The sequence below is a fragment of the Vibrio sp. ZOR0018 genome (assembly GCF_963865925.1).
Lineage (GTDB): Bacteria > Pseudomonadota > Gammaproteobacteria > Enterobacterales > Vibrionaceae > Vibrio > Vibrio anguillarum.
Genome location: NZ_CAWMCN010000156.1, coordinates 20,117 through 32,267, shown reverse-complemented (window position 1 = coordinate 32,267; position 12,151 = coordinate 20,117). Strand labels below are relative to the sequence as shown.

Genomic DNA, 12,151 nt, shown 5'->3' with positions numbered 1-12,151 from the left:
GCCTCAATTGAGGCTCTTTTTGTCGCGGTGCATTTTTAGGCAAAGATCGATTCTTCGTCCAAGCTAGCTGCTGTTCTACTTTGTTCTATTCACAGCCATATGAGCTAGAGCTATCAGTGCTTGTTTATATTCACTTTCTGGCAGGATAGACAGCTCATTGATCGCTTTATCGGCTTCTTCGAGCGCTTTGTTGGTTGTGTATTCAAGCGAGCCTGTTTGTTTCATTGCCGCTAGAATTGCATCCAGCTGTTCCATGCCATTGGCTTTTTCGATGGCCTCACGGATCATCTCTTTTTGTTCGGGTGTACCATGCTGCATTGCGTACAATAGAGGAAGTGTTGGTTTGCCTTCCGCTAAATCATCGCCCACATTTTTGCCCATTTCACTGCCATCAGAGGTGTAATCCATCACGTCATCAATGAGCTGGAAAGCTGTGCCAAGGTACTTACCATAGTTCTGTAGTGCCGTTTCAATTTCAGGAGAAGCGTTACTTAATATCGCACCAATCTGGGTCGCTGCTTCAAACAAACGCGCCGTTTTCGAGTAGATCACCTGTAGGTAATTTTCCTCGGTAGTGTTTGGATCATTACAGTTCATCAATTGTTGCACTTCGCCTTCCGCGATAACGTTCACCGCATCGCTCATCAGCTCAAGGATCCTTAACGATCCTAGTGTAGTCATCATTTGGAAGGAACGCGTGTAGATGAAATCCCCCACTAACACGCTCGCTGCATTGCCAAATGCCGCGTTCGCTGTTGCCTTACCACGGCGCATATCCGACTCATCGACAACGTCGTCATGCAGCAAGGTTGCCGTGTGGAGGAATTCAATAAATGCAGCGGCAGTCGTGTGCGCTTCACCTTGATAACCAAGGGCTCGAGCCGACAAAATAGCCAGCAAAGGACGCAGACGTTTCCCACCTCCGCTGACGATGTAGAATCCTAATTGATTGATTAAAGATACATCAGAGTTGAGCTGAGCTTGAATCGTTTCATTCACTTTTGCCATGTCATCGGCAGTAAGCGTTTGGATAGCTTTAAAATCCATGGTTAATCCGGCTGAAGTTAGAACCTATAAGGTGTTGTGTTCTTCTATAATTCTCGAATAATACACTAAAAAACGTTGATTAATACAAGGCTTAAAGGCATGATTGCGCCACTTTTCATTGGCGATTAGCTTTTCGCCAATTTTTTCAAAATATGGCTTGTCTTGGGGTACTCATTCGCGTAGAATCTGCGCCCTATTGATGATTAGTTTAGCGCACACCCAAATTGCTCAAATAAAAAGCATACGGCTGTGCGGAAAGAGCGGAGTAAAATATGTACGCTGTTTTCCAATCTGGTGGTAAACAACACCGTGTAAGCGAAGGTCAAACTCTTCGTTTAGAGAAATTAGACGTTGAAACTGGTGCAACTGTTGAATTTGATAAAGTTCTACTAGTTGCTAACGGTGAGCAAATCACTGTTGGGGCACCTCTTGTTGAAGGCGGTAAAATTACTGCTGAAGTAGTACAACACGGTCGTGGCGATAAAGTTAAAATCGTTAAGTTCCGTCGTCGTAAACACTCTCGTAAACAACAAGGCCACCGTCAGTGGTTCACTGAAGTGAAAATCACTGGCATCAACGCTTAAGTAATTTAGGAGAGTTTAACAATGGCACACAAAAAAGCTGGCGGTTCTACTCGTAACGGCCGCGATTCAGAAAGCAAACGTCTTGGTGTTAAGCGTTTCGGTGGTGAATCTGTTCTTGCAGGTAACATCATCGTTCGTCAACGTGGTACTAAGTTCCACGCAGGCACTAACGTTGGTATCGGTAAAGACCATACTCTTTTCGCTCTTACTGAAGGTAAAGTGAAATTTGAAGTTAAAGGTCCTAAAAACCGTAAATTTGTTAGCATCGACGCTGAATAAATTTATACCTAACTGAACTCAAAAGCCCTGCCGTTACGGTGGGGTTTTTTATTTATCAGCCGAACAGAAAAGAAGACACTCTAATCACTAGAGTTTCTCCTTATGTGTTCCAATTGTGGATAAAACGAAGGATGATCACGGTCGATCCTGAATGTGTATCTGCTAGAATTTATATCATTGTGTGACAATGATATCGCAACGCAAAGAGCGTGGAGTAACAAATGAAATTCGTTGATGAAGCGATAATTAAAGTCGAAGCGGGTGATGGCGGTAACGGTGTCGTGAGCTTTTGGCGTGAAAAATTCGTGACGAAAGGCGGCCCTGATGGCGGCGATGGCGGCGATGGCGGCGACGTTTATATCCAAGCCGATGAAAACTTAAATACCTTGGTTGATTACCGATTCCAACGCTTTTACGCTGCTGAGCGCGGCCAAAATGGTGGCGGTGCCAACTGTACAGGTAAGCGCGGTAAAGACATTACTTTGAAGGTGCCTGTTGGGACTCGAGCGGTTGACATTCACACCAATGAAGTTGTGGGTGAAGTTGCAGAGCATGGCAAAAAAGTGATGGTCGCTAAAGGTGGCTGGCATGGTTTAGGTAATGCTCGCTTTAAGTCATCCGTTAACCGTGCACCACGCCAAAAAACCATGGGTAAAAAAGGTGAGGTGCGCGAATTACGCCTTGAGCTTTTATTGTTAGCTGACGTGGGTATGCTTGGCTTGCCGAATGCGGGTAAATCAACCTTTATTCGTTCTGTTTCAGCAGCGAAGCCAAAAGTCGCTGATTACCCCTTCACTACGCTGATCCCAAGTTTGGGTGTCGTGAGTGTGGTTCCTGAGAAAAGTTTCGTGATCGCTGATATTCCGGGCTTGATTGAAGGCGCGGCCGATGGTGCTGGTTTAGGTATTCGCTTCTTAAAGCACTTAGAACGTTGCCGAGTGTTGCTGCATATGATCGACATTCTTCCTATTGATCAAAGTGATCCTGCGCAAAATGCGCTGACCATCTTTGATGAGCTAGAGCAATACAGTGAAAAAGTGTCACAAAAACCTTGTTGGTTGGTGTTCAACAAAGTTGATCTGATGCTTGAAGAAGAAGCCGATGAAAAGATCCAAGAGATCTTAGATGCGCTGGCTTGGGAAGGTAGATACTTCAAAATTTCGGCAGTAAACCAACAAGGTACGGCGGATTTGTGCCGTGAGTTGGCTGACTATATGGAAACGCTACCTCGTGAGCAGGAAGAGCTCAGTGAAGCTCAGAAAGTCGATTTCATGTGGGATGATTACCATAAAGATGAGATGAACAGCCAAAATGTGATCACTGAAGATGGTGATGACTGGGATGATTGGGACGACGAAGAAGATGACGGCCACGTTATCTATGTTCGTGATTAATGTTCCTGAATTGATTGAGCCGCAATAATTATTGCGGCTTTTTTATAGCTAAATCATATTTAAAGCACCCAATTTCGGGCACACTATTGGGCTTTTAGGACGTTCGGAAAGGAATCATGACATCCAAACAGAGGCTTGTTTCTCGATTGATCGCCCAGGCTGGGCAAATGTTGTTGGCTCATGGTGCGGAAAGTACACTGGTGGGCGATATTATGCGTCGCATGGGAGCGGCGTGTGGCATGAGTGAAGTGGAAGTATCGCTCTCGGCGAGTTCACTTGTGCTAACCACGGTTTATGATGGCCATTGCATTACGACTGCGCGCCGTTGTCCTGATCGTGGGATCAACATGCGGGTAGTGACGCAAGTCCAGCGCATCTGCATCATGATGGAAAAAGGGATTTTAGATTATTCCCTTGCGCAGAAAAAACTTAATCAGATCAGCCCTGAACGCTACAACCGTTGGTTGGTTGTGGTGATGATTGGTCTTTCTTGTGCTGCATTTGCTCGTTTAGCTGGCGGAGATTGGACGGTGTTTACGATGACGTTCATTGCTTCTGCGGCGGGTATGATTGTGCGCCAAGAGATTGGGCATCGCCAATTTAATCCGCTCGTCAACTTTACGGTGACCTCATTTGTTACTTCGATCATTTCAGCGCAAGCTATCATCTACCAACTAGGCAATAAACCAACCATTGTGATGGCTTCTTCTGTACTGATGTTAGTCCCCGGTTTTCCTTTAATTAATGCGGTCGCGGATATGCTTAAAGGTTATATCAATATGGGTATTGCCCGTTTTGTGATGGCAAGTTTGCTTACGTTGGCAACGAGTTTGGGCATCGTTGCGGCGATGAGCGTGACGGGTGTATGGGGGTGGTAGCGATGGATTGGATGAATTTATTACTCGGTTTAGCCAATGATATGTTTTTTGCTGCAATCCCAGCCGTTGGTTTTGCTTTGGTGTTTAATGTTCCTGTACCAGCCCTAAAATATTGTGCGTTAGGTGGTGCGATTGGTCATGGCTCACGTTACTTAATGATGCAATTTGGAATTCCCATTGAGTGGGCGACTTTTTTTGCTGCAACTATCGTTGGAATGATTGGCGTGCGTTGGTCGCGTAAATTTTTAGCTCACCCTAAAGTGTTTACGGTAGCGGCTTTGATCCCAATGGTTCCCGGGGTTTTTGCCTTTAAAGCGATGATTGCAATGGTTGAAATTAACCATCTTGGTTTTACGCCAGAGCTGCTGGCGATACTGATGGATAATTTTTTAAAAGCGATGTTTATTATCGCGGGCTTAGCGGTTGGCCTTGCGGTTCCGGGTTTGTTATTCTATCGGCGCAAACCCATAGTGTAAGGGCATGGGCTATTTTTCGTGATGACACTTTAGGATCTTATTTATGATCATCAGCATGATTGCCGCGATGGCAGACAACCGGATTATTGGTAAAGACAATCAAATGCCATGGCATTTACCGGCCGATTTTGCATGGTTTAAACGCTGTACATTGGGCAAACCAGTGATCATGGGGCGAAAAACTTATGAGTCTATTGGTCGCCCGTTACCCGGTCGCCATAATATCGTGATCAGTCGTGATGCTTCATTGGCAATTGAAGGGGTGAGTATTGTCTCTTCGATTGAAGAAGCCATTGAGGTTGCGGGTCATGTGAATGAAGTGATGATCATTGGTGGCGGCTCTATCTATCAAGCCTGTATGCCACAGGCCAATAAACTATACCTCACCTTTATTGACTTAAATATTGAGGGAGATACGCAATTTCCCGAGTGGGGGAGTGAGTGGCAAGAAGTTCATCGTGAAATGTATCAAGCGGATGACAAAAATGCTCACAACATGCAGTTTGTGGTTTTTGATAAGCAATAGAGGATTTCGGATCGATATTAAGCAACGATCCGAATCTTTTTATTCGTTAGCCTTTATGGGTTAACGCTGGTTGAGTGAAGTAGTGTTTATCTTCCCAGCGTAGCATGGTCAAACATCCTCCCCACACACAACCAGTATCAAGCCCTATCACTTCGTCGCTGCGGTAACCTTCTAACGCAGCCCAGTGGCCAAAGAGGACTGTTTTATCGAGTTTAAGGCGTTTGGGTAGGGCAAACCACGGTAACAATTCTTCATCTTTTATTTCTTGAGGGGGAAGTTTGCACGCCATATCAAGACGCCCATCAGCAAAGCAAAAACGCATCCGAGTATAGGCATTGATGGTATAGCGATAGCGATCAATCCCTTCTAGCTTCGAGCTCCACATATCAGGTGTGTTGCTGTACATCTGCTCGATAAGCCAACGCCAACGATCACTTTGCAAAATACTTTCGACTTCTTTTGCTGCTTGACGTGCAGTTTCAAGATCCCATAGAGGAGAAATCCCCGCATGGCACATGACAAAGTCAGCATGTTCAGCGAGGAGCGGTTGATGGCGCAACCAAGTGAGCAGCTCTGTTGCATCGTTGGCTTGTAATATGTGTAAGGTTTTATCACGAGGTTTACATGGGTGGATGCCCAGCGATACGGCCAGTAAGTGAAGATCGTGATTGCCTAGAACGATACGTGCCGAACTACCCAATTGTTTGATAAAACGTAGCGTTTCTAGAGATTTAGGGCCTCTTGCAACTAAGTCGCCAGCGACCCACAGTGTGTCTTGTTGTGGTTGAAATTGCACTTGAGCCAATAAACACTGTAGTTCATCAAAACAGCCTTGAATGTCGCCGACAATATAGTTCGCCACGGCTACCTCTTTTAATTTAAAACATTAGGAATAGCGAGACGAAAAGGCTCAATTTCAACAATAAATTCAGCGTCCGCTTCATCTAACATAATGTAATGACCTTGCATAACACCGACTGGCGTTTCTAACGCCGTACCACTGTTATAGCGGTACTCATCATTGGGCAAGATAATCGGTTGTTCCCCGACCACGCCATCACCTTCCACAGACATCTGTTTGCCATTCGCATCGGTAATTAGCCAACGGCGGCTCATCAGCTGTACCTGCTGGTTGCTGAGATTACGGATGGTGATCACATAGGCAAAGATATAGCGGTGTAAATCGGGATTGGACTGCTCGGGGAGATACTGGGTATGGACTTGGATTTTGATACAAGGTTCAGAGATATCCATGTTAACTCCTTGTTTTTATAGATGAGCGATAGACATTGGCCGTTTATCGCTCAATCGTTATTAGGCGTGATGAGCGTCTAACCAGTTTGCCATAGCAACAAACTGTTCAAGTGTTAGGTTTTCCGGGCGCATGCCAGGGTTGACCCCAAGTTCTTCTAGCGTTTCCACCTCAATCAAACCTTTGTAGCAGTTGCGTACGGTTTTACGACGTTGGTTAAAACCATCTCGGCAGACACGCTCTAACCATTTCATGTTTGTCGTGGGATGCGGCAGTACTTCATAAGGCACCAAGCGCACCACGGCTGAATCAACTTTCGGTGGCGGCACAAAAGCAGTTGGCGGAACTTCTAACACAGGAACCACTTTGCAGAAATACTGCGTCATAACCGTTAAGCGCCCGTAAGCTTTACTGCCGGGACCGGCAGCTAAACGGTTGACCACTTCTTTTTGCAGCATGAAGTGCATATCTTGAATATCTTTATGAAATTCAAATAAGTGGAACATTAATGGCGTTGAAATGTTGTATGGCAAGTTGCCGAAAATGCGCAGTTTATTATTCGGTTTCACCAACTGCGTGAAGTCAAAACGCATCGCATCACCTTCATGAATCGTCAATTTACTCGATAATTCTGGGTGGTTGCGCAGGCGCTCAGCTAAGTCACGGTCTAGCTCAATAACAGTGAATTTATCCACTTCGCGGCCGACTGGCTCAGTTATCGCTCCAAGACCGGGGCCGATCTCAACCAAATTTTGTCCCGGACGAGGGTTAATCGCAGAGACGATGCCATCAATAATGTATGGATCGTTTAGGAAGTTTTGACCAAAACGTTTACGCGCTTTGTGCCCTAAGTGGACATCATTTCTCATAGTTTTCTCGAAATTAATTAGGTTTCTTTTCTACCAAGTCAATCGCGTAGGCGAGTGCTGTTCTAAAGCTCCCTGTATCCGCAAGCCCTTTCCCTGCCAATTCGAGTGCGGTGCCATGATCGACCGATGTTCTTATAAAGGGTAGACCAAGAGTAATATTTACTGAACGACCAAAGCCTTTGTACTTTAATACGGGCAGGACTTGGTCGTGATACATGCCTAAAACAGCATCGGCATCTTGCAAGTATTTGTCATTGAAGATGGTGTCGGCTGGTAGTGGGCCAATCAAATTAATGCCATCTTGCTGACGAATTTTTTCTAGTGTTGGAGTGATGGTTTCTATCTCTTCACGGCCCAGACAGCCATCTTCTCCCGCGTGTGGGTTTAAACCACACACATAAATTTTGGGTTGAGCAATGGCAAATTTTTCCACCAAATCTTTATGCAAAATAGTGATGATTTTTTCTAACCGCTCGACCGTTACTGCCTTTGATACATAAGCCAGTGGAATATGTGTTGTCACTAGCGCGACTCTCAACCCTTCTGTTGCGAGCATCATAACCACCAGTGGAGTATTAGATTTTTCAGCAAAGAATTCAGTGTGGCCGCTAAATGCAACGCCAGCTCGGTTGATCACCCCCTTGTGCACAGGGCCGGTGACAATAGCATCAAATTCATCATTCATACAGCCTAAAGCGGCTCTTTCTAATGTATTTAATACATAATGTCCATTGGCTTCATTCAGTTTTCCCGTTATCACCGGTGCGCTGAGGGGAATATGATCCACTACTAACCGTCCCGCTTGCTGTGGTTTTGGTGCAGAGGTGACTAAGTAGTCTTCCAATATAACGTCAATATTGAGCTCTTTAGCGCGCTCTGCAAGCAAGCTTTTGTCCGCGCATACCACCAGTTGATGTGCCCAATCTTCTTTTGATAAGGCCAGCACCAAATCTGGGCCAATACCCGCGGGCTCGCCAGCGGTAACCACGATGCGTTTAATTGTCATCTTGGTTGTCCTGTATAATTTCGACAAAGGCGCTGGCACGCATTTCTTGTAGCCATGCGCTGGCTTCTTCATTGAATTTTCGATTAAAAAGAATGCGATAAGCTTTGTTTTTCAGTGCTGAGTCGGTGCGGTCGACTTCACGGCGATCAAGCACTTCGACAATATGCCAACCATGAACGGTTTTAAAGGGTTCGCTGATTTGCCCAACCGATAATGTTTCGATTTGATGCTGAAACTCCGGCACGTACAGATCAGGTGTTTGATAACCCAATTCGCCATTTTGCGCCGCAGAGCCGGGATCTTGGCTGTATTGCTGCGCCAATTCACCAAAGGTCGCTTCACCTGCCTTAATGCGACGAATGAAGTCATGTAGCTCTTTTTGTACGCCGTCATCGCTTAAAATGACCGTGGGTTTGATTAAAATATGGCGTGCATTAACTTCCGTGACCGCAACGGTTTCTAATCCTTTGACGTCATCAATTTTAAGAATGTGGAAACCGACGCCACTGCGAAATGGCCCAATAATAGAGCCTTTGTTTTGCATTTTGATTTGGTCGGCAAAAATTGTCGGCATTTCTTCTTTGCGCATCCAGCCCCAATCACCACCTTGCAGCGCTTTCGGACCTTTTGAATAGGTATAAGCCATGGTGCTGAAATCCGCTCCTTGGTCGAGTTTTTCGACTAAGGTTTTGGCTTGCTGTTCTACTGCGGCCTTATCTTGAGTGTCGTCAACACGCAGTTGGATGTGGCTGATTTTATATTGCACCGTTGCATTGGTTTCTTGCGCAAGAATATTGGCTAAGTTGTCCACCTCGTCCGGTAATATATTGATCCGGCGACGAACTAAAGCATTGCGCGCTTCACTTGCTGCAATTTCTTTACGTACTTGTTCGCGAAATTCGGCATAAGTCAGCCCTTCAGCAGTAACAGAAGCGTTAAGCTGTTCCAGGGTTTGATTATTGTTTTTCGCGATGTCGGCGATCGCGTCACTGAGTCGGTTATCGTCAATGCGAACGCCAATGCGTTGTGCTTCTTGTTGCTGAATGGTATCAATAATCAATTTTTCAACCACTTGCTCACGCAGCACTGTGTCTTCTGGTAGCGTTTGACCATTTTTCTTTGCATTAATGGTCAAGGTTTTTAATGCACCATCAATGTCACTCTGTAAAATAACGCCACTATTGACGATGACGGCGACGCGATCGAGCTCAACAGGAGCAGCGTATGCGGTGTTTAGGCTTAATGTTGCCATCAACCCAATCAGTGTGTGTTTCCACAATTTCATTTGTAGTCCTATCAAAATGCGCAAGGGCCTTTACGCTTAAGCAAAGGCCGGATAAATTAGTTGTTTAGGAAAAATGGACGACCATAACTTAATGAATTTCCAGCGCTGTCTACGCCCGTCGTTCCGGAACCTGCACCAATCGTGGTGCCAAAACCGACAATACCAAAGTTCAAACTAAAGTTATTTTCGTAGAGTGGCGTAGCATTAGGGTCAGTAACAAAATCACCATCCCATTTCCGCAGTTGATTACTATAAGTAAAACCAATATACCAACAATCTGAGGTGTAGCTTAGGTTAGCCAGCCACTCCAGGCTCTTTTCCGTGGTTAAATCGTAGAAGTACTGTCCGCTAGCATTCCACTTTTTGGAGATCTGATACCCAGCCAGTAAACCGGCTTGTGAAATGCCATCTTTGGTAATGGCATTAATATTGGTAATTGTATCGCCAACGGTATTATCAATATACTCTTTGGTGACGTAACGATAGTTAGTTTGAATGTATCCAGAACCCACTCGGTACTCGAGAGTACTATTGGCGAGCTGCATCGTACTGCTATCAATGTCGTATTGGACCCCGCCATGATAGAAGAGCAAATCATCATAGTTGAAGTCCATTTCGACGGCCCAAGCCGAATAGTTGGAAGTGTTGGCTGAATTATCTCCCTCATTAGGGGAGGAATTCTTGAGATCTTTTTTGAGGTAAAAAATCTGGCCAAAAGAGATATTTAAACGTTCTTTATACTGATCGTCGAAAAACCGTGAAGAGGCACCGTAGCTGATCTGATTTGCTGGGGCAATATAATCGACACCACTATATTTACGGCTGCGGAATAAACCATAATAATCGGTTTGCAGTAGCGTTGTATCGTACAGCCCGATATTGCGCTGATCTTCTCTCGGTACGTACAGGTACTGAATCTGCGGCTCAAGTGTCTGCGTATAGTCATCAAACAGAACCGTATCTCTTTCCAGTACTAATCCCACATGAGTTCTAAATTCCGGAATGATGCGTGAAACGCTCTCTTTTAGGTCTTTATAGTTATCCGAATTGAGGTTAACACCGCTGAGATCTTGTTGGTAATAAGTACCAAGCACTCGCGCTTCTGTTGTCCAAGTGCCCCAGGTGTTACTGAGAGGGATAGTAAAGCCCGGTTCAATATGCGCTCGGGTGGCTGCAGGTTTTCCTCTTGCATCGGTTTCAAAACGCGATAGATGGCTCACCATATCAAAGTTCAAATACGGTAATAATTCGGGCGCATAGTAATTAAACGCAATCTGTGGCATCAAGCGATAGGGTTGGTTGGTGCTAGTTTTGTCTTCTGTAAGCAGCTGAAAGTCGCGAACCAGTATCGATGAATCCCAATTGTGGGTCCGGTAGGTGGCTTTACCTTCTTGGATAAGCTGACCATCTTCTCGGTTACCGATACCTGAGTCTAAGTCACTAAAGTAGCTAATGTCACTGACTTGAGAGTAGTCAATTTCAAACTTCCAAGCTTGGTTGAAAATACCACTGTGTTGGTATTGGAAGCCCCAGCGGCTGCCCTTTTCCGGATGTTTTTGATCATCAGGTAAATATTCAGATTTAATGTTACCTGTACCAAAATCATTCAGATAACGGAATTCACTGTTTAATTGCGTACCGCGTTCTTGCATATATTTAAAGGTCGTTTCTAGGTCATAGTTTGGCGCTAAGTTCCAATAAATAGGTACTTGGGCTTCAAAACCATCGCTAGAACCGTAAGAAACGGTAGGGTATAAAAATCCCGTTTTACGTGTGTCGCCAATCGGCACCGTAAGAAATGGCAGATAAAAAATCGGAATATTTTGAATCTCGAAGCGCGGATTATAAAAAGTGGCTTGCTCTTCATTTTGGTCAATATCAATGCTGGATGCTTTCAATCGCCATGCATTATTACCTTCAGGGCAAGAGGTAATAGAACCATCTTCTATCTCATAAACGGCCTTACCCGTTTTGGAAATATACACAGCTTCACCACGGCCGGGTTCACACAAAAATTGATATTTTGTGTTCTCTAATGTCATTAAATCCGTATTAAGATTGTTGGTTGCTTTATCAGAAATGGTCCTTACTTCACCGTCACTGAAGTTGACATTACCTTGCGCAACTACAATATTATCTTTCTGATGCAGGGTAACGGTATCCGCTAGAATGCGTTTTTTACCTTGAACAACGACCACATTGCCTGAGTAGTTTGCGCGTTCACCGTTCACGGCTTCTAGCGTATCAGCCTCGACATTAATCGGTTGCTGACTTGAGTTTTCTGCTTCAGGTTCGTTGATCAAACATTGATCTATAGCGGGCATTTCCTGCACACTATTGTCTAACATAGCTTCTGCTTGAGTCTGTGGCACAAAAAGAGCTGCGCTAATTGAAGCGGCTAACAAGGTGCGGGAAAAACATGACATCGAGTTGTACTATCCTGTTTGAACTTGATTGATTCGGAAGATGGATGGCCGAATGTAAAATAAAACGTTTCTTATCATAAAGGAAATTGAAGCTCCCGGCACTATCAGACCGCTTTACTCCTGAAAAAT

The 12,151-nt window shown here is 44.9% G+C and carries 13 protein-coding genes; 6 read left to right on the top strand and 7 right to left on the bottom strand.

Features of this window, described 5'->3' with window-relative positions; translation table 11 throughout:
• Positions 1 to 75: 75 nt before the first annotated feature.
• Positions 76 to 1,047 (bottom strand): octaprenyl diphosphate synthase, encoded by a 972-nt coding sequence (gene ispB, locus AACR75_RS17420; protein ID WP_017047084.1) that lies wholly within the window; start codon positions 1,045 to 1,047, stop codon positions 76 to 78.
• Between the two features lie 272 nt (positions 1,048 to 1,319).
• Between ispB and rplU the strand changes: the two genes are divergently transcribed.
• The 6 genes from rplU (at position 1,320) to folA (ending at position 5,184) form a co-directional block, all read left to right on the top strand.
• Positions 1,320 to 1,631 (top strand): 50S ribosomal protein L21, encoded by a 312-nt coding sequence (gene rplU / locus AACR75_RS17415; protein WP_010320620.1) that lies wholly within the window; start codon positions 1,320 to 1,322, stop codon positions 1,629 to 1,631.
• A 21-nt stretch (positions 1,632 to 1,652) separates the two neighbouring features.
• Positions 1,653 to 1,910 carry a 50S ribosomal protein L27 gene (rpmA, locus tag AACR75_RS17410; RefSeq protein ID WP_010320621.1) on the top strand — a complete coding sequence of 86 codons (258 nt, stop codon included), beginning with the start codon at positions 1,653 to 1,655 and terminating at the stop codon, positions 1,908 to 1,910.
• A gap of 221 nt (positions 1,911 to 2,131) precedes the next feature.
• Positions 2,132 to 3,304 carry an Obg family GTPase CgtA gene (cgtA, locus tag AACR75_RS17405; RefSeq protein WP_010320622.1) on the top strand — a complete coding sequence of 391 codons (1,173 nt, stop codon included), beginning with the start codon at positions 2,132 to 2,134 and terminating at the stop codon, positions 3,302 to 3,304.
• Positions 3,305 to 3,420: 116 nt separating this feature from the next.
• Positions 3,421 to 4,182 carry a threonine/serine exporter family protein gene (locus AACR75_RS17400; protein ID WP_013857840.1) on the top strand — a complete coding sequence of 254 codons (762 nt, stop codon included), beginning with the start codon at positions 3,421 to 3,423 and terminating at the stop codon, positions 4,180 to 4,182.
• Positions 4,170 to 4,658: a threonine/serine exporter family protein gene (locus tag AACR75_RS17395; RefSeq protein WP_013857839.1), complete on the top strand. Its 489-nt coding sequence runs from the start codon at positions 4,170 to 4,172 to the stop codon at positions 4,656 to 4,658. The genes AACR75_RS17400 and AACR75_RS17395 overlap by 13 nt, the downstream gene beginning before the upstream one ends.
• Before the next feature lie 43 nt (positions 4,659 to 4,701).
• Positions 4,702 to 5,184, top strand: a complete 483-nt coding sequence (gene folA / locus AACR75_RS17390; protein ID WP_017050646.1) for a type 3 dihydrofolate reductase — start codon at positions 4,702 to 4,704, stop codon at positions 5,182 to 5,184.
• Positions 5,185 to 5,230: 46 nt separating this feature from the next.
• Here the strand turns inward: folA and apaH are convergent, their stop codons facing one another.
• The 6 genes from apaH to lptD are packed head-to-tail and all read right to left on the bottom strand — an operon-like array spanning position 5,231 to position 12,022.
• Positions 5,231 to 6,046 carry a bis(5'-nucleosyl)-tetraphosphatase (symmetrical) ApaH gene (gene apaH / locus AACR75_RS17385; RefSeq protein ID WP_047688124.1) on the bottom strand — a complete coding sequence of 272 codons (816 nt, stop codon included), beginning with the start codon at positions 6,044 to 6,046 and terminating at the stop codon, positions 5,231 to 5,233.
• A gap of 11 nt (positions 6,047 to 6,057) precedes the next feature.
• The gene (gene apaG, locus AACR75_RS17380) at positions 6,058 to 6,438 is read right to left on the bottom strand and encodes a Co2+/Mg2+ efflux protein ApaG (RefSeq protein ID WP_013857836.1); all 381 of its coding nucleotides are present in this window, start codon (positions 6,436 to 6,438) and stop codon (positions 6,058 to 6,060) included.
• A gap of 60 nt (positions 6,439 to 6,498) precedes the next feature.
• Complete coding sequence (rsmA, locus tag AACR75_RS17375; protein WP_013857835.1) at positions 6,499 to 7,305, bottom strand: 16S rRNA (adenine(1518)-N(6)/adenine(1519)-N(6))-dimethyltransferase RsmA; 807 nt, start codon at positions 7,303 to 7,305, stop codon at positions 6,499 to 6,501.
• 13 nt (positions 7,306 to 7,318) lie between these two features.
• Positions 7,319 to 8,311, bottom strand: coding sequence for a 4-hydroxythreonine-4-phosphate dehydrogenase PdxA (gene pdxA / locus AACR75_RS17370; protein ID WP_047688122.1), 993 nt, complete (start codon positions 8,309 to 8,311; stop codon positions 7,319 to 7,321).
• Positions 8,301 to 9,596 carry a peptidylprolyl isomerase SurA gene (gene surA, locus AACR75_RS17365; RefSeq protein ID WP_047688121.1) on the bottom strand — a complete coding sequence of 432 codons (1,296 nt, stop codon included), beginning with the start codon at positions 9,594 to 9,596 and terminating at the stop codon, positions 8,301 to 8,303. Before surA ends, pdxA begins: the two co-directional genes overlap by 11 nt.
• Positions 9,597 to 9,652: 56 nt before the next feature.
• Positions 9,653 to 12,022, bottom strand: coding sequence for an LPS assembly protein LptD (gene lptD, locus AACR75_RS17360; RefSeq protein WP_047688118.1), 2,370 nt, complete (start codon positions 12,020 to 12,022; stop codon positions 9,653 to 9,655).
• Positions 12,023 to 12,151: the final 129 nt, after the last annotated feature.